25 protein-coding genes are annotated in these 24989 nt (G+C 36.3%); 11 read left to right on the top strand and 14 right to left on the bottom strand.

Annotated features, from left to right (window positions below; genetic code table 11):
• Positions 1-26: 26 nt before the first annotated feature.
• From MHH66_RS02695 to MHH66_RS02680, 4 genes are all read right to left on the bottom strand, one after another.
• Entirely contained in the window at positions 27-431 is a 405-nt protein-coding gene (locus MHH66_RS02695; protein ID WP_002125072.1) for a potassium channel family protein, read from the bottom strand.
• 72 nt (positions 432-503) lie between these two features.
• Complete coding sequence (locus MHH66_RS02690) at positions 504-1289, bottom strand: ABC transporter permease (RefSeq protein ID WP_002125070.1); 786 nt, start codon at positions 1287-1289, stop codon at positions 504-506.
• 4 nt (positions 1290-1293) lie between these two features.
• Positions 1294-2085, bottom strand: a complete 792-nt coding sequence (locus tag MHH66_RS02685; protein WP_078185192.1) for an ABC transporter permease — start codon at positions 2083-2085, stop codon at positions 1294-1296.
• Complete coding sequence (locus tag MHH66_RS02680) at positions 2078-3091, bottom strand: ABC transporter ATP-binding protein (RefSeq protein ID WP_002029644.1); 1014 nt, start codon at positions 3089-3091, stop codon at positions 2078-2080. The genes MHH66_RS02685 and MHH66_RS02680 overlap by 8 nt, the downstream gene beginning before the upstream one ends.
• 127 nt (positions 3092-3218) lie before the next feature.
• Between MHH66_RS02680 and hemL the strand changes: the two genes are divergently transcribed.
• The 3 genes from hemL to MHH66_RS02665 all read left to right on the top strand — a co-directional run bounded on the left by hemL (position 3219) and on the right by MHH66_RS02665 (position 10667).
• The gene (gene hemL / locus MHH66_RS02675; RefSeq protein WP_002159373.1) at positions 3219-4517 is read left to right on the top strand and encodes a glutamate-1-semialdehyde-2,1-aminomutase; all 1299 of its coding nucleotides are present in this window, start codon (positions 3219-3221) and stop codon (positions 4515-4517) included.
• Positions 4518-4719: 202 nt separating this feature from the next.
• Positions 4720-9156: a glutamate synthase-related protein gene (locus MHH66_RS02670; RefSeq protein ID WP_078185191.1), complete on the top strand. Its 4437-nt coding sequence runs from the start codon at positions 4720-4722 to the stop codon at positions 9154-9156.
• A gap of 422 nt (positions 9157-9578) precedes the next feature.
• Positions 9579-10667: an aromatic acid exporter family protein gene (locus MHH66_RS02665; RefSeq protein WP_002159375.1), complete on the top strand. Its 1089-nt coding sequence runs from the start codon at positions 9579-9581 to the stop codon at positions 10665-10667.
• Between the two features lie 13 nt (positions 10668-10680).
• Here the strand turns inward: MHH66_RS02665 and MHH66_RS02660 are convergent, their stop codons facing one another.
• The 4 genes from MHH66_RS02660 to MHH66_RS02645 all read right to left on the bottom strand — a co-directional run bounded on the left by MHH66_RS02660 (position 10681) and on the right by MHH66_RS02645 (position 14071).
• Entirely contained in the window at positions 10681-12441 is a 1761-nt protein-coding gene (locus tag MHH66_RS02660) for an ABC transporter ATP-binding protein (RefSeq protein ID WP_078185190.1), read from the bottom strand.
• A 55-nt stretch (positions 12442-12496) separates the two neighbouring features.
• Positions 12497-13027 carry a nucleoside tri-diphosphate phosphatase gene (gene ntdP, locus MHH66_RS02655; RefSeq protein WP_000506630.1) on the bottom strand — a complete coding sequence of 177 codons (531 nt, stop codon included), beginning with the start codon at positions 13025-13027 and terminating at the stop codon, positions 12497-12499.
• A 319-nt stretch (positions 13028-13346) separates the two neighbouring features.
• Positions 13347-13601 (bottom strand): YgaB family protein, encoded by a 255-nt coding sequence (locus MHH66_RS02650; RefSeq protein ID WP_078185189.1) that lies wholly within the window; start codon positions 13599-13601, stop codon positions 13347-13349.
• 188 nt (positions 13602-13789) lie between these two features.
• Complete coding sequence (locus tag MHH66_RS02645) at positions 13790-14071, bottom strand: gamma-type small acid-soluble spore protein (protein ID WP_002125062.1); 282 nt, start codon at positions 14069-14071, stop codon at positions 13790-13792.
• Between the two features lie 125 nt (positions 14072-14196).
• Here MHH66_RS02645 and MHH66_RS02640 point away from each other — a divergent pair, with 125 nt between their 5' ends.
• Positions 14197-14373 carry a hypothetical protein gene (locus tag MHH66_RS02640; RefSeq protein ID WP_002091123.1) on the top strand — a complete coding sequence of 59 codons (177 nt, stop codon included), beginning with the start codon at positions 14197-14199 and terminating at the stop codon, positions 14371-14373.
• 239 nt (positions 14374-14612) lie between these two features.
• Here the strand turns inward: MHH66_RS02640 and mutY are convergent, their stop codons facing one another.
• On the bottom strand, positions 14613-15710 hold the full coding sequence (mutY, locus tag MHH66_RS02635) for an A/G-specific adenine glycosylase (RefSeq protein WP_078185188.1): 1098 nt from the start codon (positions 15708-15710) through the stop codon (positions 14613-14615).
• Positions 15711-15859: 149 nt separating this feature from the next.
• On the opposite strand from mutY, the gene MHH66_RS02630 reads away from it, so the two are divergent.
• Positions 15860-16840: a metal-dependent hydrolase gene (locus tag MHH66_RS02630; RefSeq protein ID WP_078185187.1), complete on the top strand. Its 981-nt coding sequence runs from the start codon at positions 15860-15862 to the stop codon at positions 16838-16840.
• A gap of 24 nt (positions 16841-16864) precedes the next feature.
• Here the strand turns inward: MHH66_RS02630 and MHH66_RS02625 are convergent, their stop codons facing one another.
• A complete protein-coding gene (locus MHH66_RS02625) occupies positions 16865-17131 on the bottom strand; it encodes a YfhJ family protein (RefSeq protein WP_002010328.1) in 267 nt (88 codons plus the stop codon).
• A gap of 122 nt (positions 17132-17253) precedes the next feature.
• On the opposite strand from MHH66_RS02625, the gene MHH66_RS02620 reads away from it, so the two are divergent.
• A complete protein-coding gene (locus MHH66_RS02620; protein ID WP_002125059.1) occupies positions 17254-17412 on the top strand; it encodes a small, acid-soluble spore protein K in 159 nt (52 codons plus the stop codon).
• A 32-nt stretch (positions 17413-17444) separates the two neighbouring features.
• Positions 17445-17597 (top strand): YpzG family protein, encoded by a 153-nt coding sequence (locus MHH66_RS02615; protein ID WP_002010325.1) that lies wholly within the window; start codon positions 17445-17447, stop codon positions 17595-17597.
• A 62-nt stretch (positions 17598-17659) separates the two neighbouring features.
• Here the strand turns inward: MHH66_RS02615 and MHH66_RS02610 are convergent, their stop codons facing one another.
• Complete coding sequence (locus MHH66_RS02610) at positions 17660-17977, bottom strand: YfhH family protein (protein ID WP_002010323.1); 318 nt, start codon at positions 17975-17977, stop codon at positions 17660-17662.
• Positions 17978-17986: 9 nt separating this feature from the next.
• The gene (gene recX, locus MHH66_RS02605; RefSeq protein ID WP_002125056.1) at positions 17987-18799 is read right to left on the bottom strand and encodes a recombination regulator RecX; all 813 of its coding nucleotides are present in this window, start codon (positions 18797-18799) and stop codon (positions 17987-17989) included.
• Positions 18800-18880: 81 nt separating this feature from the next.
• Between recX and MHH66_RS02600 the strand changes: the two genes are divergently transcribed.
• The 4 genes from MHH66_RS02600 (at position 18881) to MHH66_RS02585 (ending at position 22092) form a co-directional block, all read left to right on the top strand.
• Positions 18881-19786: a TIGR01777 family oxidoreductase gene (locus MHH66_RS02600; RefSeq protein WP_002140287.1), complete on the top strand. Its 906-nt coding sequence runs from the start codon at positions 18881-18883 to the stop codon at positions 19784-19786.
• Between the two features lie 147 nt (positions 19787-19933).
• Positions 19934-21064 (top strand): amidohydrolase, encoded by a 1131-nt coding sequence (locus MHH66_RS02595; protein WP_002010318.1) that lies wholly within the window; start codon positions 19934-19936, stop codon positions 21062-21064.
• Between the two features lie 240 nt (positions 21065-21304).
• Positions 21305-21862: a GNAT family N-acetyltransferase gene (locus MHH66_RS02590; RefSeq protein ID WP_002091129.1), complete on the top strand. Its 558-nt coding sequence runs from the start codon at positions 21305-21307 to the stop codon at positions 21860-21862.
• Positions 21863-21972: 110 nt separating this feature from the next.
• Positions 21973-22092, top strand: coding sequence for a YfhE family protein (locus MHH66_RS02585; RefSeq protein ID WP_000358484.1), 120 nt, complete (start codon positions 21973-21975; stop codon positions 22090-22092).
• Positions 22093-22618: 526 nt separating this feature from the next.
• On the opposite strand, the gene MHH66_RS02580 is transcribed toward MHH66_RS02585, so the two are convergent.
• Together MHH66_RS02580 and pflA are read right to left on the bottom strand one after the other, a co-directional pair.
• Complete coding sequence (locus MHH66_RS02580; RefSeq protein WP_078185186.1) at positions 22619-23785, bottom strand: diglucosyl diacylglycerol synthase; 1167 nt, start codon at positions 23783-23785, stop codon at positions 22619-22621.
• 411 nt (positions 23786-24196) lie between these two features.
• On the bottom strand, positions 24197-24928 hold the full coding sequence (gene pflA, locus MHH66_RS02575) for a pyruvate formate-lyase-activating protein (RefSeq protein ID WP_002010313.1): 732 nt from the start codon (positions 24926-24928) through the stop codon (positions 24197-24199).
• Positions 24929-24989: the final 61 nt, after the last annotated feature.

The raw sequence follows: 24989 nt of genomic DNA, 5'->3' as shown, positions 1-24989 counted from the left end.
TTTCTTTTACTATATCAAATGCGACCTTATTTTTCATTGTCTATTACAGATCTCATCACAAAGGCAAACGGTAATGTATATCCAATTAGCGCTTCTCCAATTGCAATCCATCTTCCGATTCCAATCGGAGCTATATCACCATATCCAACGGACAATAAAGTAACCGCGCTAAAATATAAACATATTTCAACAAGCTGAAAGGAATGAGCACTTAACCTATCCCCATCTTCTTTCAAAACTGCAAAACCCATTTCCTCTAGCACAACATAACTTAATCCAAACGCAATCAGTACCGTTGTATAAATCAAAAACAACGTAGCTAAATTGTACAGCGAAAAGAAACGATTGGAATTTGAATATGAACTCCATAATAATTGGACACTTCTCAAAATAGCGATTGCTGCAATTAATAGAATAAATCCCCATAACATGTCCTCCACCTCGTTTTATATGTATGAGGACTGTAGCTGATTTATCCCTTAGAAACGAACAAGCTTCTATAATTAATTTCCTGCACCACGATATCGTTTAACCCCTTGATTCCAGAGGGTAATTGCAATAGTAAAACAGATAACACCAACAATTGGAGTTGCGAAAGCATAGCTATTCCACTCTGTTTTTCTTAAAAAGTATGCTGCTGGATATACCCCAACAAATGCAAACGGTAAAACAAACGTTAAAACAAAGCGAATAACACGGTTATAAATATCAACAGGGTAGCGTCCATAATTCCCTATGTTATACATAAGCGGCATAATGGAACTTTTCGCATCCGACCAAAAGCCAAAACTTGCAAGCGTAACAAATATCCCGCCGTACACAAGTGCCCCTCCCCCTACCATGAGTAGGAATAAGAAGAAATCATACCAGTAAAAAGATAATTGCAGCTCCATTGCTGCATAACCCATCACAATAATCCCCGTAATAGCTCCAATTAAAGATTCAAGTTCCATTCTTTCTAATATAATTTGAAATAAACTATGAATCGGTCTCGTTAATATACGGTCCATTTCTCCTTTAATAATGTAACGATCATTAAAGTCCCATATATTAAAGAAAGCTGAAAAAATGGCAAACGGTACTAAAAAGAACCCATAAATAAAGATCACTTCTTCTCGGCTCCACCCTTTTAGTGCTTGGGTATGCCCAAACACAACGAGAATGAAGATTAAATTAACAGCTTGTAGTGATAAATCTGAAAGTAATCCGACGATAAAATCGCCACGATACTCCAATTTTGTTTTTATATATTGACTTGCATATTGCAAAAATAATTTTATATATATCATCTCGTCATCCCCCTTGTACGATTAGACGTTTTCTCGCCGTTTTCCACATCAGTACAATTGGAATAATAAGTATAATTGCCCAAATCACTTGAAATAATAAAGCTTCATATAACTTATTTCCTTGTATACCTTCAGAGAAAATCATACTCGGAATATAACTAATTGCTTGAAACGGTAAAAAAACCATTGCTTTTTGGGCCCATAACGGATAAAAACTAATCGGTAATAATAAACCAGAAAATAAATCGATAACAATACGTTTCGCATACATAATTCCACTATTATTAAATAAGAAGAATGTAAGCATTCCTGTCATTAAATTTATTTGTGTATTAATGATAAAACTAAATATTAAAGATAAGAAGAAATATAACCACGTTTGAAAATTTGTTGTAATTTGTAATGAAAATAATAACGTAACAATAACCATACCCGGAATTGAAAAGAAAGCAAAACGAAATATCCCTTCTCCAAGCCCTTGCATAACTTTCATACCTAAATAGTTATATGGACGAATTAGCTCTACCGCCACACGTCCTTCTTGAATTTCCATCGCAATTTCTCTATCTATATTATTGAAATAAAAAGCGCGTGCCATCCATGCGATCGCAATATACGTAGTCATTTGCGAAATAGATAAACTTTCAATATTCTCTTTCCCGCTATAAATTGCTTGCCATAAAAAATAATACGCACCAATGTTAATCGTATAAATTAAAATCCCGCTATAATAATTTGTACGATAAGCAAGCATCATTAAAAAGCGAATCCGAATCATTTCAATATACTTACCCATGCATAATACCTTCTTCATAAATGTTACGAATAATTTCCTCTGTAGACACTTCGTTAATTTTCAAATCTTTAATTTGAAAGGCTTGTACTACTTTAGAAATCAACATAGAAATGATAACTTCTTCATTCGGTATTTTTGCAACCCATGCGTTTTCTTCTTTCGTTTTTGACCAAACAACATGACTATCCGGCATAACCATTGATAACTCCTGGTATGAAACTGGGGCAACAAACTGAAAATGTATTTCCTTCTCTACTCCCCACTGCGTACGAAGATTATCTAAAGATCCGTCATACATAATATTCCCTTCATCAAGCATGATGACGCGTTCACATAAAGCTTCGATATCAGTAATATCATGTGTCGTTAATAAAATTGTTGTTTTATAACGTTCATTCATCTCTTTTAAGAATTCTCGTATTTTCAATTTCACAAGAACATCTAGTCCAATTGTTGGCTCATCTAAAAATAATAACGGCGGATTATGAATTAACGCCGCTGCCAATTCACAACGCATTCTTTGACCAAGAGATAATTTCCGTACCGGTTTATCTAATAAAGGACCGATATCTAACGTTTCAATAACATGTTCCATATGTTCCTTATACTGAGCGTCTGATACACCGTACACTTTCTTCAATAAACGAAATGATTCTTGTACAGCAATATCCCACCAAAGCTGGGAACGCTGACCAAACACAACGCCGATTGTTCTTACAAATTCTTCTCTCTGTTTGTGTGGATTCATTCCATTCACTGTAATTTGTCCTGATGTCGGAGTCAAAATCCCTGTAAGCATTTTAATCGTCGTTGATTTACCAGCACCATTCTCACCAATATAACCAACCATTTCACCTTGCTTTACAGTAAAAGAAACATCATTTACTGCTGGTACTATTTTATAATTACGATTTAATAAATCGCGAAATGCACCCTTTAATCCCGGACGACTTGAATAAGCTGTAAACTCTTTACGTAACCCTTGTACCTCAATTACCGATTTCATAATCGGACCCCCTTCCTAAATGTCACAACGAATAGTTTACCCAACTGCTCCTTCTATCACAAACAATACGTCTTTTCAAAAAACATGTTAGAATAATACATAGATTTTTGTAAGGAGATGAATTGTAGTGAATTTCACAAAATCAGAAGCGTTACATAAAGAAGCTTTAGAACATATCGTTGGTGGTGTTAATAGTCCTTCCCGTTCTTTTAAAGCAGTTGGAGGCGGTTCTCCTGTTGCAATGGAACGCGGAAAAGGTGCTTATTTCTGGGATGTAGATGGAAATAAATATATCGACTATTTAGCAGCGTATGGCCCTATTATTACTGGACATGCTCACCCACACGTGACAGAAGCAATTAAAACAGCGGCTGAAAACGGCGTACTATACGGTACTCCAACAGCATTAGAAGTAAAATTCGCAAAAATGTTAAAAGAAGCAATGCCTGCTTTAGATAAAGTCCGCTTCGTAAACTCTGGTACAGAATCCGTTATGACAACCATTCGTGTTGCTCGTGCTTACACTGGCCGCACAAAAATTATGAAATTCGCTGGTTGTTACCACGGTCATTCCGATTTAGTACTTGTAGCAGCTGGCTCTGGTCCTTCTACCCTTGGAATTCCTGATTCAGCTGGCGTGCCACAAAGTATCGCCCAAGAAGTTATTACTGTTCCATTTAATAATGTAGAAACTTTAAAAGAAGCGTTAGATAAATGGGGACATGAAGTAGCAGCTATCCTTGTAGAGCCAATCGTTGGAAACTTCGGTATTGTTGAGCCAAAACCTGGCTTCCTTGAAAAAGTTAATGAACTTGTTCACGAAGCTGGTGCACTAGTAATTTATGATGAAGTTATTACTGCTTTCCGCTTTATGTATGGCGGCGCTCAAGACTTACTTGGCGTAACCCCAGATTTAACAGCACTTGGTAAAGTTATCGGCGGTGGCCTTCCAATTGGTGCTTACGGTGGTAAGAAAGAAATTATGGAACAAGTTGCACCGCTCGGCCCTGCATACCAAGCTGGTACAATGGCCGGGAACCCTGCTTCTATGGCATCAGGTATTGCCTGCCTAGAAGTACTTCAACAAGAAGGCGTATACGAGAAATTAGATGCACTTGGCGCAATGCTTGAAAAAGGAATTTTAGAACAAGCTACAAAACATAACATCGATATTACAGTAAACCGTCTAAAGGGTGCATTAACTGTATACTTCACGACAAATACAATTGAAGATTACGATGCAGCCAAAAATACAGATGGTGAAATGTTCGGTAGATTCTTCAAGCTGATGCTTCAAGAAGGTATTAATTTAGCACCTTCTAAATATGAAGCATGGTTCTTAACGACAGAACACACAAAAGAAGATATTGAATATACAATTGAAGCTGTTGGCAGAGCATTTTCTACCCTAGCGAACAATAAATAATCTCTTCATTCAAAAGGAAAAAAGAAAGCCCATCTTTCTTTTTTCCTTTTTTCTATTTCATAAATCCCTCATTAATAGTATAATTATTCATAATTATCTGTTTTATATTCTTTTATATCCTTACTATCCCTGTATACAAGGCAGTCCACGCCTTAAATAGTAAGATTATTCAAAATTCACTTTCCAGAGGGGGGATTGACGGATGCTCAATAAAAAAAATAAATGGACACCGTCTTTATTTCGGAATTATAAAAATGCAGAACATGATGCGTGTGGAATCGTTTCCGTTATGGAAAAACGAAGAATTCCTACAAAAGAAAACATCGATTTTTGTATACAATCACTAGTCAAAATGAATCATAGAGCTGGTTTCATTAATGGCGAAGGAGATGGCATCGGAATTCATATCGACATGCCAAAAGCACTTTGGAATGAAAAACTGAAAAGTAGCGGATATAATCCAACGATTGTGGATCATCCCCACTTTATCGTTGGACATTTTTTTCTAAACAAAAAAGAAAACATTGCTGAGTTAAAAGATTACATTCGTACGCAACTAAACAATGAAAACTTTACAATTGTTCTCGAAAATGATGATGTAATAAACTCAGATGCACTCGGTCCTCTTGGTAAACAAGAAGAACCTTTATTTTGGCAAATTGCCCTTATCGCCCAAAGTGAAGTTGAAAATATTGAACAAACATTATTTTCTGTAACAATACAAATCGAAGAAAATGAAGCAATTCATGTTGCCTCATTAAGTCATGAACATGTTGTATATAAAGTTCTGGGCGCTGGTGATACACTCGTTGCTTATTACAATGATTTACAACACCCACTTATCGCTTCAACTATGACACTAGGACATAATCGCTATTCTACTAATACGTTATCTAATTTTTTTCGTGTACAACCATTTAGTATTCTCGGGCATAATGGTGAAATTAACACGATTGCAAAATTACGCGATCAAGCTGAAATGATTAATGTACCACTTACTGCCGGGGGCAGTGATTCCCAAGATTTAAACCGCACCTTAGAAACCCTTCTCGTTCAGTATAACTACAGTTTATTTGAAGCAATGGATATATTATTTCCACCAATTATTAATGAAATAAAACTTTACGAAACAAACTTACAAAACTTATACACTTATATACGTGAGGCTTGGGGGCATTTCGCACAAGGTCCAGCTGGTATTATTTCACGTTATAAAGATGAAGCTGTTTTCAGTGTCGATTCCCTTGGATTACGCCCAGTTTGGAAAGTAGAGACAGAGAGCTCCTATATTTTCTCTTCTGAACCTGGCGTTGTATCACCAACTGAATATGTAGCAGAGCCGAAACCACTCGCTCCTGGAGAAAAAGTTGGCTTAAAATGGAATCAACAAGATGAGCTGGTTCTCTATGAATACGACAATTATCAAATTGAAGTATATAACCGTTTTAAGAAACGAATCGATGTTACCAATTATCATGTAAACTTATCTATCCCTGAAACGAAAGAAACTGAGGGATTATGTGATTCGGTTCAAGTTGAAACGAATCAATACGTCGCTTTCGGCTGGGATCGAGAACATATTCAGCTCCTTGAACAAATGGCGACAAAAGGCGTCGAACCAATTCGGTCACTTGGGCATGACTCACCACTTGCCGCACTTGATACAGATAGACGAAATATTGCTGATTTCATTAAGGAAAGTGTAGCCGTTGTTACAAATCCAGCAATCGATCGCGATCGCGAAGTTGAACACTTCTCCACACGTACTGTACTCGGAGAGCGTCCGGGTTTATTAGATAACTCTAAACAACCATTTGTAATCGAGATGCTTTCACCCATTATTTTAGAAGGGAATTTAGCTCAATCTATCGCGGCAGACTTACACACGATTACGTACGAACAACTTATACAGCTATTCATTACTTATAGCTCTGTCTCTACAATTTCTATTACATTTAGTCCATCAGAAACTCTACAAATCGCATTAAATCGAATTAGTTCCGAAGCGATAGCAGCCGTTAAAAATGGTGCTTCCCTACTATTATTAGATGACGCTAAATCTCATCAAAATGAACTGTTATGGATTGACCCACATTTAGTTACTGCTAAAGTACATCAAGCATTAACTGAAAATAAATTACGCCGGAAATGCTCTCTCGTTATACGTTCCGGTGCCCTTCGCTCCTTACACGATATCGTCACGCTATACGGATTAGGGGCAGATGGTATTAATCCATATTTATTGTTCGCAACGGTAAATGATGAAACAAAAGTACCAATTACTAATTTGTATACCGCACTTAATAAAGGACTAGAGAAAGTAATTTCAACGATTGGAATTCATGAATTACGCGGTTACGGTCGCCTCTTCTCCTCTATTGGATTACATGAGGAAATCGCAAATATATTACAAATTACAAACTTCTGCGGTTCAAATAATTTAGCTTTTTCACTTGAATCACTTGCTGAAGATGCAAAAATTCGAGCTGAGGATTTTAACAATCCAAAAGTTAGAATGCGAAAATCATTTCATATATTCCCACGGATTTGGAAAGCAATTGGTGATGTTGCAAAAGGAAACTCTTATGATGATTACCGCGACAAGTTAAGTGAATTAGAAGAAAACACTCCCATCGCAATCAGGCACCTTGTTCAAACAAAACAAGCACAGCATGTAGTTCCGACTGAAGAAGTGTCCATCGGCATTCACAATCATGATTTACCATTTATTATTAGTTCCATGTCATTTGGTTCTCAAAATGAAATTGCCTTTCGCGCGTATGCAGAGGCTGCCGATCAGCTAAATATGATTAGTTTGAACGGTGAAGGCGGCGAAATTAAAGATATGATTGGTAAGTACCCACATACACGCGGACAACAAGTTGCATCTGGCCGATTTGGAGTAAACGCTGAACTACTAAATTCATCAAATTTAATTGAAATTAAAATAGGTCAAGGAGCAAAGCCTGGTGAAGGTGGACATTTGCCTGGTTCAAAAGTGACTGCCAAAATTGCGGAAGCGCGTAATGCTACAATCGGTTCAGATTTAATTTCACCTTCTAACAACCATGATATTTATTCAATTGAAGACTTGGCTCAAATGATTACAGAAATTAAAACGGCTAATCATCTTGCAAAAGTAGCTGTAAAAGTTCCTGTCGTTCCTAACATCGGAACAATTGCTGTCGGTATCGCAAAAGCTGGTGCTGACTTTATTAACATTAGTGGATTTGATGGCGGAACAGGCGCTGCGCGTATTCACGCATTGCAACATGTAGGTCTTCCTGTAGAAATCGGTGTTAAAGCTGCTCACAATGCGTTACTAGAAGCAAATATGAGACATAAAGTAGAAATTTGGGCAGACGGCGGTATTCGAAGTGTCAATGACGCCTTAAAAATCATGCTCCTTGGAGCAAACCGGATCGGATTTGGCACATTATCAATGATTGCAATTGGCTGTACAACTTGCCGTGGTTGTCATCTCGATACGTGCCACGTCGGAATTGCAACACAAATTGAATCTGAAGCTCAAGCGAAAGAACATGGACTGCGCCGTTTCGTTCCACGTGAATTAGAAAGCGCAGTTACAGGGCTATTAAGCCTATTCACTACTTTCGGTACAGAATTGAAACGTTTAACAGGGCAGCTCGGTTACACAAACTTACAAGATATTATCGGACGATCGGATTTATTAGAACAAACTCGAGGCAAGGACTTATTAGACTTACGTAATTTAATACAAACGATAGAAGATTCATCTGTGAAAATAACGGCATCTGTACAAGAAAAACAATTTGAAACAACAAATTCTCTCCAGTCAAAAGAATTAGTAAGCGTCGGCGTAGAACAACGCGTAATGGGCGGTCTAGAATCCTGTTATCGTATTCGTAGCAAATTATATGAAAACACTCATCTTGAACCACTTACATTAAAGTATACAAAAGGATCTGTTCCCGGAAACGGATTAGGCGCGTACAATAGCGAGAACTTATTTATACACGTAAATGGTGGCGCGCAAGATGGAATTGGAAAAACTTCATTTGGCGGTGGCATTTATATAACGAAAGCAAAAGGAACAGATGGAACATATTATAACGGTTCTGTCGGAAAAGGATTTGGATACGGCGCTCAAAAAGGTGCATTATACGTGCAAGGTAACGCTGATGCTCGTGCTGGCATTCGCCTTTCTGGAGCAGATATGATAATTGGAGGCAGAATTACAAAACCACTCCGCGAAAAAGAACAAGGAAATATCGGAGTATATTCTAATATAAAAGGATTTGCTTTTGAATATATGACAAATGGTCGCGCTCTTGTTTTAGGAGATCCTGGTCCATGGATTTGTGCCGGCATGACTGGTGGTGTTGTTTATTTACATCATGAGCCAAACTTAGGTTTAACAGAGCACGCTTTAAAAAGAAGAATTGCTAAAGGTGCAAATGTAACATTGCAGCCAATTAGTAAAAATGGTTTGCAAGATGTGAATGAATTATTATTAGACTACATTCGTGTATTAAATGAGCACGAACAATATGAAGAAGTCGCTTTGTTAACACCATTATTAGATGATATCCAGCTTCACTTCTATGAAATTATCCCGAAAAAAGAACAGGCGGATCCATCTATTTCAACTGAATGACATGTACAATATTTATTTTCATAAAGTGAAACTTTAATCAGTGGGGGTTTTGTTCATCCCCCACTGATTATTAGCCCTCACCAATCGGGCGTTTACGGGCAGTTGATCTCCCACCTAACTTCTTTGCTCCAGTCGCATTTTGAGGTGGGAGTTTTACTGCCCGTTAATGCGGGATAAAAAAATTGACGAAGCGAGCATCGCATAGTAATCTAGAATAACAATTTGAAACCTGCTGAAATTCAGCAGGTTTTTTTATTAAAGAATAGATGTTTAAAGAGAATTTGGAGAAATTATAAATTGATTGTAATTTATTTATTAAACTTTTTAACGTCACTAAAATATCACTTGCTAACATATTGTAATGAATGTATAGTATCATGTTGTACATTCATTATGACAAGAGAAAGGATATCAATAAGGGTATGAAACTTGGTGCTCGCATTTTAAAAACGGGTATTGCCATTACATTAGCTTTATTTGCTTGTATTTTACTTCAATTACCGAGTCCAGTATTTGCGGGAATCTCAGCTATCTTTGCTGTTCAACCGTCTGTATATCGCTCGTATTTAACAGCTCTTGAGCAAATTCAAGCAAACGTAATTGGTGCGGTATTCGCTATCGTATTTGCTACTGCTTTTGGACATAATCCTTTTATTATTGGATTAACGTGTATATTAGTAATTGCTCTTACTTTACAATTACACTTAGAAAAAACAATATCACTCGCTTTAGTAACAGTTATCGCCATTATGGAGTATCAAGGCGAAGATTTCTTTAATTTTGCCTTACTTCGATTCGCGACGATTATGATTGGAATTATTGCGGCTTCGCTTGTAAATTTAGTATTTATGCCGCCAAAATATGAAACAAAACTTTACCATCGCATCGTTGATAATACAGAGGAAATTGTTAAATGGATTCGTATGAACAGTAGGCAAGCTTCTGATTTTACAACGCTAAAAACCGATATTGATCGCATGAAAGAAAAAATGATTAAACTAAATCATTACTATTTGCTGTATAAAGAAGAAAGAAGCTATACGAAAAAAATACAATTCGCGAAAATTCGTAAGCTCGTTTTATTCAGACAAATGTTAGCGACAACAAGCCGTGCTTTAAGTACGTTAAAGTCATTACATCGCACTGAAAATGAACTGCGCTATATGCCAGAAGAGTTTCAGGAATCTATTCAAAACGAACTTGATTCATTAACGCATTATCACGAACAAGTGTTATTAAAATTTATTGGTAAAGCAAAGAAACAACAATCCGTTGAGATGCTTGATGAAGTTGAAACAGGTAAACAAGAATTGATTGATATCTTTATGGATTATCAAAATAAGGACGATGAGGAAGCATATAAAATATGGTTACACCTCTTCCCTCTTATTTCTTCAATTATTAACTACAGTGAGGAAGTAGAGCATTTAGATTTACTTGTGGATAGCTTCTACACATACCATAAACCAGAGAGTGAACTCCAAATCGAAGATAAAAAAGAAGACGAATAAAAAACAGCTCCTTTTACGCTAAAGGAGCTGTTTCTGTTATATGCTGAAGTTGATATAGATTGTAATAAAATCCCCTCTTTTTCATTAACTCTTCATGAGAACCCTTTTCTTTTATTTCACCATCTTCAACATAAATAATTGTATCGACATGCGTAATCGTCGCTAATCGGTGTGCAATGATAATTGTTGTCCGATCCGCAGCTAACGTTTGCTGTGCCTCTTGAATATACCGTTCATTTTCTAAATCTAAAGCGGACGTTGCTTCATCTAATATAAGTAAAGACGGATTCTTTAGAAAAACCCGCGCGATTGCTACACGCTGTCTTTGTCCACCAGATAATTTCACACCACGTTCCCCAACGACAGTATCATAGCCCTCTGGCAACTCTGTAATAAAATTATGAATTTGTGCAGCTTTGGCAGCTGAAATCACTTCCGCCTCTGTAGCTTTCGGATTGCCATATAAAATATTAGCCCCGATTGTATCGCTAAATAATAAATTATCTTGTAGCACAATTCCAATATGACTACGTAAATTTCTCATATTATACTTTCTTACATCTATCCCGTCTATATAAACTGCACCTTCAGAAACATCGTAAAAACGCGGAATTAAACTAGCAAGAGATGACTTTCCTCCTCCGCTTGCCCCTACAAGCGCAACCTTCTCTCCCGGGCGCATAGTTAATGACAGATTATGCAATATTTCTTTTTCATCCGCATTATAACGAAAAGAAACATTATCAAATATAACTTCCCCATCTAGCCTTTTCGCTTGCACCGCATTTGGCACATTAACAATATCGTACTTTTCATCCAACAATTCAAACACTCGATCCATCGAGGCGAAAGACTGTGTTAATGTTGTAGATGAATTAACAAGGCGGCGAAGCGGACTATACAAACTATCCATATACCCGACAAAAGCAACCATAGTCCCTAGAGTTAACTGACCTTGAATTACCTCATATGCCGCAAAACCAATAACAAGTAACGGCCCTAAATCCGTTAACGTATTCACTACCGAAAACGTTCTCGCTGTCCAACTCGTATGAGTTAGTGCTTTCGTTAAAAATTCATTATTTCTCTTTTCAAACTGTCCTCTTTCATACTCTTCTAATGCAAAACTACGTGTCACTTGCATCCCTTGAATACGTTCATGTAAATACCCTTGCATAGTTGCTAACGCTTGCGAGCGCTCTTTCGTCAATTTTCGAAGGCGCCCGAAAAAATATTTCACTGCAACTACATAAATAGGTAAGATTAATAAAGCAACAAAGGTTAATTTTATATTCATAGAAAACATAACGATAATGGCAATAACAATTGTTGCAGTATCTAACCAGACATTCATAAGACCAGTAATTACAAAGTCCTTCGTTTGTTCTACATCATGGATTACACGTGAAATAAGCTCCCCTGTTTTTGTGTTCGAATAATAACGTAAGCTCAATTTTTGCAAGTGCCCAAAAATGTATTTTCGTAAATCGTATAGTATTGTATTGGCAATGCGCTGCGCGAAATATTGACGATAATATTCTATCGGCGGTCTTACTACTGCAAAAATAAAAAAAGCAATCCCAATTGCGGTTATTAATTGAGACGTTTTTTCTTGAAGCGATCCCGTGCCTTGAATAACATCATCAATAATATACTTTAATAACCATGGCATAATAAGCGGGATACCGAACTTCACAAGACCAATAATAATTGTAATAGCAATAAGCCATCGATATGGTTTAACAAATTGTAAATATCTTTTTATACCTTGCACATAATTCCCCCCTCTAATAGGACAAACCTGCCGGGAAATTCCCTGCAGGTTTGTTTTAATTTCTGTACATTAAATATCTTTCGTACCACATATCTACGAAATCCGGTGCGAATGGACCTTTTCTTTGATGAATCCACTGTGTTAAATGTGCTACATTTCGTTTTAAAATTGTATCAATAACAGGTGGATACTGCATGATTTGACTATGCTTTTCATACTCATCTTCATCCAAAAGTGTATATGTCATATCTGGATACACTTTAATGTCTAAGTCGTAATCAATATACTTTAATGCTTCAGAGTCATATGCAAAAGGAGAACTTAAATTACAATAATAATATACTCCTTCTTCTCTCAGCATTCCAATTACATTAAACCAATAATTAGCATGGAAGTAACAAATCGCAGGTTCGCGAGTAACCCATGTTCGACCATCTGATTCCGTAACTACTGTACGATCATTTGCTCCGATCACAAGGCTCTGCGTCCCTTTTAAAATTGTTGTCTCTTCCCACATTCTATGAATGGAGCCATTATGTTTATAACTATGTATTTGTACCTTTTCTCCTTCTTTGGGAAATCCCATATATGCTCCCTTCTTTCAACCGCAAATGCTTTTCTTAAGTTGTCTTAACTACCCCTTGAACTGCATTCACTTTTTTTCTATTATAACTTTTTTGTCAAAATTTTAAAACTAAAGCGATAGGACACTTGTTTTCATGAGGAATATAATGAAGTTTGTATTATTGAATACCACATCACTAACCCTTTTAACGAAGGAACATTTCCTATGAATTAGCAATACGTATTTTAGAAGATTAAACGAAGATATAACAAAAAGAAAAGCCCCCTCACCTCTGTTTAAGAAAGGACTTTTCACCTAAAATCAACAACATATCTCACCCTTAATTTGAAATTATTTTTTCGGTTTCAAAAGATTGAATCACATTATTCGTTTGCTTTTCAAATTTTTCATGCAAAAGTTTTAATGCTATTTCTGTTCTATATATTTCTTGACGGATAAAATGCAATTCTTTTTTATCGCACGTATCCCTTCCACTCATTTCAATTTGCTGATACTTCTCTAAATGTGATTGTAACTTTAAAAGCTCATCCATCGTTTCCAACTGCTCTCCTACCAACTTATCAAAATCGTTCATCACTTACCCCCTTTTTGATTCATTCGCCAGTTATAATTCCTATTACATATTTTCTAATCGTGAACTTCTTTCTCCTTTGACTATATTTGTTGACTTATTAGAAGTTATGTCGTTCCCTTTATTTTCATTACAGTGACACGCACACAAAGAAAACACTTCTCTCGAATTGGAGAAGTGTTTTTCTTTCATTACTCGTTTGAACTAGAAGATTGTGATTGTTTTGCAGCTGATTGTGCATTTTGTTTTTTCACTGCATGCACATCTGTTTCAGTTGCAAACTCTGTACCATAACTAGCATTTGCACTTTGAGCAGCAGAAGCTTGTGCTTTCTGTGCCTCTGATTGTGCGTTCGCTTGTTTTACTGCTTGTACATTCGTTTCAGTTGCAAACTCTGTACCATAGCTAGCATTTGTACTTTGAATGCTAGCACCAGAAGTTGCCTTATTATAACCTTGTTGTTTTTTACTCATCTTTCTCACCTCCACAATCAATAATGTAACCAATTCACTTAGAAGTTATCCCTAATTTTCTTTTTAAAAATTCACGTATATATCTCTTATCACTCATTCAAACTACATATGATGGAGGTGGGAATATGTATACTGGACGTGATATGACTGAGCTAACTATGATTTCCAAAAATGAATGGAAAGAGGATGAATTAGCTTATTTTCATCATTCATTTCAGCAAATTATGCCTTATCTAAATGTAGAGGGACAAACGATTTATAAAGAAGTTGTGAAAGAAATCGAGTCACGGGGCGGATTATAAACGCGTGGATTTTCAACCTCAAAATACAAATTTATTTTCAATATAAAAAAACGTGTTCCAAAGTTCTGGAACACGTTTTTATTATTTATCCCGCTATTTGCCGGGCAGTAAGACCCCACCTCAAAATGCAGCGAAAGCAAAGAAGTTAGGTTGGGGCCTTGCTGCCCATAAAAGCCCGATTGGTGAGGGCTAATAATCAGTGGGGGATGAAGAAACCCCCCACTGATTAAAGTTTCACTTTACTGCATTGTAATTTTCTCAACACACTTTTCGTAAATTGTACGATGTGATTTCGAGAAAGGTAACTGTTTAAACGCTTCTTTCGATACAAACTTTAATGTATCCGTTTCGACAATATTACCTGTTACTTTTCCGTAAAATATGAAGATATCCCAAGTACGATGTGTAAAAGTATGTTGTACATTCATCGCGTATTCATCAATAGAAACAGAGAGATCAAAGCTCTCCTTCATATAATCCGTAAGCTGTTGTTTTTGATTACGAATACCTTCACTTAGTTCAATATTCGGGAACTCCCACATATTAGCCAGTAATCCCGTACTTGGGCGTTTATTAATTACGTAACGGCCATCTTCAGTTTGAAGTACTCCCGCAACGAGCGGTACCATTGTAGGTGCTTTCGCTTTACTCTTCACTGGTAGTTCTTTTTGAACACCTTCAGCATACCCTCTGCAATGTTCACGTACAGGACAAAGTAAACAAGATGGATTTTTCGGTATACAAATTAATGCCCCTAATTCCATCAAACCTTGGTTAAAATAAGATGGATTTTCTATAGAAATAATTTCACGCACAATCTCTTCAAAAACTTTTCTCGTTTTCGGTTTTGCAATATCATCCCACACTGATAAAATACGAGATAATACGCGCATAACATTTCCATCAACCGCTGGCTCTGGTATGCCATATGCAATACTTAAAATGGCACCTTTTGTATATGGTCCCACTCCTTTTAATTTTTCAATTTTCTTTACATCGCTCGGTACTGTCCCGCCGTATACTTCTTTTACCTCTTTTACTGCAGCATGTAAATTTCGTGCTCTAGAATAATAACCTAAGCCTTCCCATGCTTTTAATACTTCTTCATCATCGGCAGTCGCTAGCGCTTCAAGCGTAGGAAACTTCCCCATAAAATTTGCGTAATATGGTTTTACAGCCTCTACCCTTGTTTGCTGTAACATAATTTCTGAAACCCAAACACGGTATGGATCTTTATTTTTTCGCCACGGTAAATCACGTTGTTCTTTTTCAAACCAACCAATTAAATCATTTTGAAACTGTTCTATGTTAAACTCATTTAATATTTCAAGTGTCAAACTTGGTCCCCCTCATTTTTTTGCATATACGTACTATTATAAAGATTTTAGGAAAAAATTTAAGTAAGATGACATAGGAAATAGAAGGCAAAGGACTTGAGGTATCGAATAAAAAGAGTTACATTAATAAAAAACGGAGGTGGATTTCTATGGACACAGCCACTCACCTTGTTATGGGCGTTACTCTAGGCAGTTTGGCAACATTAGATCCAGCTATAGCACAAAGTGATATTGGGCCACAAGCAGTGATGCTTGCAACAATTGCCGGTTCCAATATTCCTGACATCGATACAGTTTTAAAATTGCGTAATAACGCTAAATATATAAGAAATCATCGCGGGATTACTCATTCCATCCCTGCAGTGATCCTTTGGTCACTCCTTATAAGTGGCATCTCTTTCGCCTTCTTTTCAGACGCTCCCTATCTGCATCTACTACTTTGGTCATTTATTGCCGTCTTTCTTCATGTCTTTGTGGATATTTTCAATGCCTATGGTACACAGGCATTAAGGCCCTTCACAAAAAAATGGGTAGCGCTCGGCATAATTAATACGTTTGATACTGTCATTTTCTTTATCCATATACTTGCTATCGCCTGTATGCTTGTCGGAGCACATAAAGGCTATACTGCTTTAGCAGCGTATATATTAATGTTTGTTTACTATATCGGCCGCATTATGATGCATCGAAATATTAAAAGTGTAGTATACAAACGTTTCAAAAATGTAGAGAAAGTAATTATTTCTCCTTCTTACAAATTTTATCATTATCATTTAGCCGTCGTTACAACTGAACATTACTACGTAGCAAGATGGCACCGCGGTAACATCCTTTTATACGATAAATTTAATCGCGTACCGTTCCCGAATACCGCCATTATGCAAGCCGCTGTGCGAGATGAAAATATATCTGCTTTCTTATCTTTCTCGCCTGTATATCGCTGGGATATTTTCGATTATGATAACTATTATGAAGTTCGATTTATTGATTTGCGGTATCGAAGTAAAGATTATTATCCATTCGTCGCAATCGTTCAGCTCGATCAAAATTTAAATATTATTAGTTCATATACAGGATGGATTTTCAGCGAAGAGAAACTTCGAAAGAAACTGGAATTGCTTCCACATTAAAAAAAGCGACCTACGTCGCTTTTTTTAATGTTTCAAATGATCTTCTTGATTGATTAAATGGCTATACTTCGGATTATTTGTACGCATTTCATGAAGGCGCCCTCCATGATTATTAACCCATGTTCGTACCACTTGTTCAGTCATTTCCTCACCTTGGTAACGACCTGATTTAGCATAAGTTGTTCGGAAGTCTTCCCACAGTAATTCAACCCATGCACGAGCTTGTGCGTAAGAAAGGTTGTCATTTTTATCTAATAATTCTTTCGTTAATGTTTCATAAATATCATTCATGTTCTATTCTCCTTTTACCTATTTATTCCCTTAATTTCTAAAGGATAGTTTCTTCTATTTTGCACATTCTATAAGTGATACTTCTTAAAGAGGTATCAACTGATAATGAGGGGGCGTTCTTAATGGGTAGACAAGCCGAATTTTGGTCTGAGTCAAAAAACAACAGCAAAATCGACAGTCAACCGAAAGCGAAATCACGCTTCGCTTCGAAACGACCTAACGGCACAATTAACACGCACCCACAAGAGCGTATGCGTGCTGCAAATCAGCAGGAAGAGTAGTACAAATTAAATTCCTACACGAGGTGATAAAGATGAGCTACCGTGACCATTTAGATCGTCGTTCTGAATTATTTAACCATACGTGGACTCGTCCAAAACATGCGAAGGCGCAAGTTAACGGACAGACGCAACAAACCCAGTCTCTCATTATACTGGCAAACGAATGTAAAAAACGCCAATTTTAGAATCTCCTATCTCCTTTAACGCCTACCAAAGATGAAAACCAGAGAGATTCGCTCTCTGGTTTTTATTTTTCTTGTAGCAAGGAAATTGGTATTCCAATCTCTTCATTATCATGTTGCTTATATCCCCAAGCAAATACCCCATTGAAATACGTAATTTTAAATACCACACCAGGTTCTTCTACTAATTCATATGTCTCACCAATATGGAATTTATTTATATCTATCATATAAGCACGAGCCATAGCCATTTTTCTCATTAATACATCGAATTCATTTACAATTCCAAGTTGCTCAGCCTTTACTGCTTGCTCCTTCAAAACCCCAATTTCTTCCCTTAGCTCATGTGGTGTCATTTCACTGTAGCGTTTTGGCGTACCCATCTTATTTCCTCATCCCTCTTCACGTTTCATTTGTAAAAATATATCTATCTCATCAATAGAGAATCCTTTTCGATATAACGCTTGCTTCACCTTATTTTCGAATGTCCAACCATCATACTTCTTATATTTCTCATAATATTTATTCCCATGATAGTGTAACGCTTCTTCTTGCTGTTCGTCATCTTTTTCGTCTTTCAATTCTTCCAAGCAAATTTGAATCACATCTCTAGAATATCCTTTACGAACAAGCATTTCATCTAACTTTAGCTTCATTTGTAAAAATGAATGCTTTTGATAAGATTTTTTCTTCTTTTCTATAAGAAACAAAGCATTCTCCATTTGCTTCTCCTTTGGATACTCTTGTAAACTATGTGTAATGATTAAATCCTGAACACCTTTACTTAATAGCCCTCTCCTAATAACAGTTGGACCTTTTTGATTCACATTACTTTGCGTTCGCACGTATGAAATAGCGTACTCTTTATCATTAATATATCGATCATGTAATAATTTCGAAACGACTTCAGAGATGATGGCCTGTCCCACTTCTTTTTTTCGTAAGAAATCTTCTATTTCTTGTTTTGTTCTCATTTGATAGGATAAATAGGAAATCGCTTGTAAATATGCTTTTTGTACCTCTTCATTGTACAAAATATTCCCTAACGCTACTTCATCAATTTCTAAGCCTTTTTGTAACCCATGTTTCATTAAGATTGATTGATTCACACTAAACCCGTACTCTTCGCCTTGACCTTTATCAATATAAATATTAAATCGTTCTTTCGATCGTTTTTGCACTTCTATTTTTGTAATGACAGTCATACTCTCACCTCTCTATTATTTTAACATAGTCAAGGAACGTTTTTTCTTTTCAAGAATATATATAATGAGGAGGAAATGATTGTGAAAATCGCAATTTCTGGTGGCTCTGGCTTTATAGGCAAATCCCTTTCTAGTTTTTTTATTCAAAAGGGATTTACTGTTTACATTCTTACTCGAAAAAAAATTGCTGAAACTTCACACACTAACCTTCAATACGTACAGTGGACACCGGATTTACAGACCTTCCCTCTCTCCTCTATCGATGTAGTTATTAATCTAGCCGGAGAATCTATTAATAGTAGATGGACAAAAAAACAAAAAGAATCAATTTTAAACAGTAGAATTCAAACAACAAAAGGACTCATTAAACAATTACAAACACTTGAAACAAAGCCACACACATTTATTAATGCAAGTGCCATTGGATACTATGGGACATCTGAAACCGAATCTTTTACAGAACAGCAAGAGACTCCAGGAGATGACTTTTTAGCAAACACAGTATATTTGTGGGAGCAAGAAGCATCTAAAGCCCGCTCCATTGGAATAAGAACTGTCTACACAAGATTTGGAGTCGTATTAGGCGCAGATGGAGGAGCTCTTCCAAAAATGCTACTTCCCTATCAATTATATATCGGCGGTACACTTGGATCTGGAAACCAATGGTTATCATGGATTCATATAGACGATGTCGTTCGCATGATTGATTTCATCATTCACAAAAAAGAAATTGACGGACCTTTTAATATTACAGCGCCAACGCCAATACGGATGAAAGAGTTCGGTGAAATTATTGCCACTATAACTAGGCGACCTCATTGGCTACCTGTTCCTTCATTTGTACTTCGCGCTTTACTCGGTGAGATGAGTATACTTGTATTAGAAGGGCAACATGTATTACCCAATAAAGCTATTAAACATGGATATCAATACACATTTCCAACAGTTAACCATGCATTACAAAATATCCTCTTGCATACAATGTAGTACTTTTAAAATACAGTTTTACGGGTAGTCTATCTCCTCCAAGACTTCTTACTTTTTAAACACCGGAGCATTACTACACGAAAAACCTTTCAGTTACTTTGTCTAAACCTATTCTACACATTACAAGGTGACGGAAATGAGGTCTCTATGAAAATATTGCTCAAACAAGCCATTGTATATCCTATTACATCCCAAAAGTTTCAAGGAGATGTACTCGTTATAGGAGAACGCATTGCCGCGGTCAAACCTCATATTGATACTACTCAGGATATGACCGTTATAGATGCACGAGCTCTTCATCTCTTGCCTGGATTTATTGATGTTCATACTCACCTTGGCCTCTACGATGAAGGTACTGGTTGGGCTGGTAATGATGCAAATGAAACATCCGAAGTTTCAACACCACATATCCGTTCTTTAGACGGGATTCATCCTTTTGATATTGCATTTCAAGACGCTGTACAAAATGGTGTTACGACTGTTCACGTGATGCCCGGAAGCCAAAACATTATCGGCGGTACTACTTGCGTAATAAAAACTGCTGGAACTTGTATTGATCATATGATTATTCAGGAACCTGCTGGTTTAAAAATTGCCTTTGGAGAAAACCCTAAAAAGTTCCATAGTAACGGTACAAAAGAATCAATAACACGTATGGGAATTATGGGGTTACTTCGTGAATCATTCTATGACGCACAACACTACGGGCATGAAGCTGATTTTCGAATGCTACCTATTTTAAAAGCACTCCGCCGAGAAATACCGGTACGTATCCACGCTCACCGCGCAGATGATATCACTTCAGCTTTACGCTTTGCGACAGAATTCAATCTTGATTTACGTATTGAACATTGTACAGAAGGACACTTTATTGTTGAAGAGCTTTCGAAACACAATTTAAAAGTTTCAGTTGGACCTACTCTTACGCGACGTTCGAAAATCGAACTTAAAAACAAAACGTGGGATACTTATCATATTTTATCGAAAAATGGAGTAGAAGTTTCTATTACAACCGACCACCCTTATACACCAATTCAATATTTAAATGTTTGCGCTGCCATTGCAGTAAGAGAAGGATTAGATGAGAAAACAGCGTTGGAAGGAATCACTATTTTCCCAGCTCGAAATTTACGTTTGGAGGATAGAATTGGAAGCATTGATGTTGGAAAAGATGCTGACCTCGTGTTATGGACACATCATCCTTTCCATTATTTAGCCAAGCCTGTACTCACTATGATTGACGGAAAAATAATTTACAAAAAAAATAAAAAAAACTAGTTTATTTTTTTGACTAGATACAGTATTATACGATTATAAACTGAATGAAACCATAATCAATTTGTGTCGTGATTATCATTTTCAAATTGATGAATGGGGAAGGCAAATGGTGCGCCACCAGCGTTAGAAACTGGTTCTAGTGGGTTCGATTCCCACCCCGAAATTTTTTAAAGATTGATATAAAAATTTCGAGGGTGGGTGCTTTTTCGTCATGCTACCCTCGTGTGAGGAGGAGTTAGTGTGTTGAAAAAACGCGACTTACACGACAGCCACGTTCTATACGAATTAATGGTGGATCCTGCTGTCTTCCCTTTTGTGCGTCAAAAGGCCTATTCTTATGAAGAATATTTATTTTTAACGAAACAAACAATCGAAGCCGAAGAGCGTGGAGAATTAATCTCACGCACAATTTTAGATGAATGGGGTAACCCCATCGGCACAATTACTTTATTTGATGTGCAAGAAAAAGCTGGATTCCTCGGAACTTGGCTTGGCAAACCATATCATGGTAAAGGATATAATAAATTGGCGAAAGATTCATTTTTTAGCGAACTTTTCTATGAATTAGATATTGAAACGATTTTTATGCGTATTCGTAAAATAAATATTCGGTCTATTAAAGCTGCCGAAAAACTACAATATGTAAATCTAGCAAACGAAACAAGAAAAGCCGTTTATGATGAAATTAACGCGCATGAAGAAGTATATAATTTATATGAAATTCCAAAAGATCAGTATACACTTGCAACAATGCGAGATACAACATTCCAAGAAGCACACCAATTAAAAGAAGCGTAATCTAAAAATTCAGAAATAATAATTAATCATTACTAGTTTGACATATATGTATATCACCCCATGTCTTTGGAAACGATAGATAGTGACTTTAGGACACGAGGTGATTTGTAATGGATAAAAAGAAACGTGATAAAGCAAAAAACACATTATCTAGTACACAAGAAGTTCTCTATCAGCGAGAATTTCGAAAAGCAGATCGTGCAGCGGGCTATCGCTCAAAAAGTATTTAAAGTGAAACTGAATAATTAGAAGGTTTCCCCCCTAATTATTCAGTTTCATTACATAAGATTTTCCAATGAATTAGCAAAAAAGGTTCCTTATTTATAAGGAACCTTTTTTGTGGACAACCTTATCCACAAAAACCGTAGAATTGTGCATAAATTACAAAAGTATTTTACGAATTCATTTATTTAAATGAATTCGTAACGTGAGAATTGTGGATAATTTTCTAAAAATTGTGGATTATGTGGATATAGCTGTTAATATTCCGATTTTACTGTCTAATGACAGCGTAATCCTTTGTGGATAAAGTGAAACTTTAATCAGTGGGATTTTTGTTTATCCCCACTGATTATTAGCCCTCACCAATCGGGCTTTTGCGGGCAGTTAATCCCCACCTAACTTCTTTGCTTTCGCTGAATTTTGAGGTAGGGCTCTTACTGCCCACAAATAGCGGGATAAGTTAATAATTCACGTTTATTTTTTTTTACAACAATAAAAAAAACCCTCTTTAAATGCTTAAAAGAGGGTTTCATATTAAGTAAAAGATTCGGCAAGAACTGGTGATTTAATAGGTATATGATTCGGCTCTGCATGATTTTCTGCCAAAATTGTATCCACAATATGACCAGCTGGCTCAGGACGATAAATACTTTTCATTGCTTCTTTCATCTGAAGAAGCTTCATATCATCTTGTAATAACGCCTCTGTTTTTGCAAAAACTTCACTATCATCACGAATTACAACTGCAGCCCCTTTTTTTTCAAAATACAACGCATTTTCATTCTCTTGTCCTGGGACAGGTTTATATAAAATGACAGGTACTTGTAATGCAGCTGCTTCGCTTAATGTAATACCACCTGGCTTCGTAATCATACAAGAAGTAACACGGAACAATTCATCAATGTTTTCAACATAACCAAATACTTTTAAAGCACCAGAACCTTGTTCCTGTAATTCCATTAAATCCTGCTTTAAAGCTTCGTTTTTCCCACAAACGACAACTACTTGTAAGTTTGGTACTGACATAAATGACTGGCATAGCTCTTTTACACTCCCTAGCACACCATGAGCACCTGCTACAATTAGTAACATCTTTTTATCCTTACATAACTGATATTTATTATATATAATTGCTGGATTTATCTTTAGCTCAAAACTGCTACGAATCGGAATCCCTGTTTCAACAATTTGTTCTGCAGGTACACCGATATCAACCATCACTTTTTTCACATGATCGGTTGCTACAAAATAACGATCTACTTCTCGATGGATCCATATTTTATGCACGCAAAAATCCGTTAATACGTTATAAACAGGAATAGAAATACCTATTTGCTTTTTCAATTCTGGTACAGCGATGATTGGAAAGGTATTAATAACAATATCCGGTTTCTCCACCTGTAATAGCGTCTTCAAACGCTTTCTCCCAAAATTCGCATACCAAGATGCTATTTTTTTATCATAAATTTTCTCTACACCATAATAAAACAAACGATATAATTCTTTTCCTACCGTATAGCTTTTTAAATATAAATATTTTGTAATATCGGTTATAACTGGATGTGATTCTCCAAACAAGTCGCATACAATTACATCTTCGATTCCTTTTTGGCGAAATGTTTGTTCTAATGTTTTTGCCACTTGCACATGACCGTTACCGTAATGTGCAGTTAATATTAAAACCTTGGGGTTTTTTATCAAACAAATCCACTCCTAGCTTTTTGTTTCTCCATATTGCATATACGACAATAGGAAAAACATTTTCCTTAAAAACTACATACTCGGATTCTAATACTTTCCTGTTAGCTATGTATCTGTCGTGGATATGCAAAGCATATAAGATTGACCCCTTAATCCTATCTGTGCTCATATCTTTACATTATACTTTCCTATAAGAGCTTTCGCAATAACTTACAAATGTTCTATATTCCATAATACTCACTCTTTTACTTCTTAATTCTTTTTACTATTTTGATTTCCCTTTACAATTATGTAAATTTCTCCGCTTATTCTTTACAAAAATATGGATATTCCCTTTTCAGTATACTCTTTTCTAAATATATACTCTAGATTTTATTATGAAGAAACAAAAAGCCTAACCAAATGTTTAGGTTAGACTGCTTGTAAAATATGTTTTGCATGTTCAACATTTTCTTCTGTCGGTGGATTCACATCCGCAAGTGGATACTTATGTCCAAGTGCCTCCCATTTATAAACACCGAGCTTATGATATGGCAGCACTTCCACTTTCTTAACATTAGATAGACTTTGAATAAAGTTTGATAATTTTTGCAAATCCTCTTCACCATCGGTAACACCGGGAACCAATACATGTCTTACCCAAATTGGTTTCTTTCTATCCGATAAATAACGAGCAAATTGTAAAATGTGTTCATTTGGTTTCCCTGTTAATTTACGATGTTTCTTTGAATCAATATGCTTCAAATCCAATAAAACTAAATCTGTATACTCCATTAAAATATCTAGCTTATTTTGGAATTCTGGTTCTTCAGAATAACAACCGCCAGAAGAATCGATTGTTGTATGGATACCAGCTTCTTTGCACTTTTTAAACAACTGGGTTAAGAAGTCTAGCTGTAATAGTGGCTCTCCACCGCTAACTGTTATACCGCCTCCAGAAGCTTCAATAAATGGAAGGTAACATGTCACATCCTGCATCACTTCTTCAACTGTTATTTCTTTACCTTTACCGATTTCCCATGTATCAGCATTATGACAATATTGACAACGTAATAAACACCCTTGTGTAAATATGACATAACGAATCCCTGGGCCATCAACAGTACCACAAGACTCTACAGAATGTATTCTTCCTTTTACCATGTTACTTCCTCCTTTATTGAAACAGCCTCCCTCCGCTATATATTAAAAGCGGAGGGACACT

Origin of the sequence: Bacillus sp. FSL H8-0492, assembly GCF_038006145.1 — a bacterium.
Classification (GTDB): domain Bacteria; phylum Bacillota; class Bacilli; order Bacillales; family Bacillaceae_G; genus Bacillus_A; species Bacillus_A mycoides.
This window is presented reverse-complemented; position numbering and strand designations above follow the sequence as displayed.

What these genes read in the sequence shown, in the direction of transcription:
- MHH66_RS02625 (WP_002010328.1), bottom strand. Translation starts at nt 17,131, where the DNA reads ATGAATGATATTTATGAAACATTAACGAAAGAATTATTAGATAAAAAT.
- recX (WP_002125056.1), bottom strand. Translation starts at nt 18,799, where the DNA reads ATGACTGTCATTACAAAAATAGAAGTGCAAAAACGATCGAAAGAACGA.
- MHH66_RS02695 (WP_002125072.1), bottom strand. Translation starts at nt 431, where the DNA reads ATGTTATGGGGATTTATTCTATTAATTGCAGCAATCGCTATTTTGAGA.
- MHH66_RS02585 (WP_000358484.1), top strand. Translation starts at nt 21,973, where the DNA reads ATGGATAAAAAGAAACGTGATAAAGCAAAAAACACATTATCTAGTACA.
- MHH66_RS02645 (WP_002125062.1), bottom strand. Translation starts at nt 14,071, where the DNA reads ATGAGTAAAAAACAACAAGGTTATAATAAGGCAACTTCTGGTGCTAGC.
- MHH66_RS02690 (WP_002125070.1), bottom strand. Translation starts at nt 1,289, where the DNA reads ATGATATATATAAAATTATTTTTGCAATATGCAAGTCAATATATAAAA.
- pflA (WP_002010313.1), bottom strand. Translation starts at nt 24,928, where the DNA reads ATGGTAAAAGGAAGAATACATTCTGTAGAGTCTTGTGGTACTGTTGAT.
- MHH66_RS02640 (WP_002091123.1), top strand. Translation starts at nt 14,197, where the DNA reads ATGTATACTGGACGTGATATGACTGAGCTAACTATGATTTCCAAAAAT.
- MHH66_RS02670 (WP_078185191.1), top strand. Translation starts at nt 4,720, where the DNA reads ATGCTCAATAAAAAAAATAAATGGACACCGTCTTTATTTCGGAATTAT.
- MHH66_RS02610 (WP_002010323.1), bottom strand. Translation starts at nt 17,977, where the DNA reads ATGGGTACGCCAAAACGCTACAGTGAAATGACACCACATGAGCTAAGG.
- MHH66_RS02630 (WP_078185187.1), top strand. Translation starts at nt 15,860, where the DNA reads ATGGACACAGCCACTCACCTTGTTATGGGCGTTACTCTAGGCAGTTTG.
- ntdP (WP_000506630.1), bottom strand. Translation starts at nt 13,027, where the DNA reads ATGGGATTTCCCAAAGAAGGAGAAAAGGTACAAATACATAGTTATAAA.
- MHH66_RS02615 (WP_002010325.1), top strand. Translation starts at nt 17,445, where the DNA reads ATGAGCTACCGTGACCATTTAGATCGTCGTTCTGAATTATTTAACCAT.
- MHH66_RS02665 (WP_002159375.1), top strand. Translation starts at nt 9,579, where the DNA reads ATGAAACTTGGTGCTCGCATTTTAAAAACGGGTATTGCCATTACATTA.
- MHH66_RS02650 (WP_078185189.1), bottom strand. Translation starts at nt 13,601, where the DNA reads ATGAACGATTTTGATAAGTTGGTAGGAGAGCAGTTGGAAACGATGGAT.
- MHH66_RS02620 (WP_002125059.1), top strand. Translation starts at nt 17,254, where the DNA reads ATGGGTAGACAAGCCGAATTTTGGTCTGAGTCAAAAAACAACAGCAAA.
- MHH66_RS02595 (WP_002010318.1), top strand. Translation starts at nt 19,934, where the DNA reads ATGAAAATATTGCTCAAACAAGCCATTGTATATCCTATTACATCCCAA.
- MHH66_RS02685 (WP_078185192.1), bottom strand. Translation starts at nt 2,085, where the DNA reads ATGGGTAAGTATATTGAAATGATTCGGATTCGCTTTTTAATGATGCTT.
- MHH66_RS02680 (WP_002029644.1), bottom strand. Translation starts at nt 3,091, where the DNA reads ATGAAATCGGTAATTGAGGTACAAGGGTTACGTAAAGAGTTTACAGCT.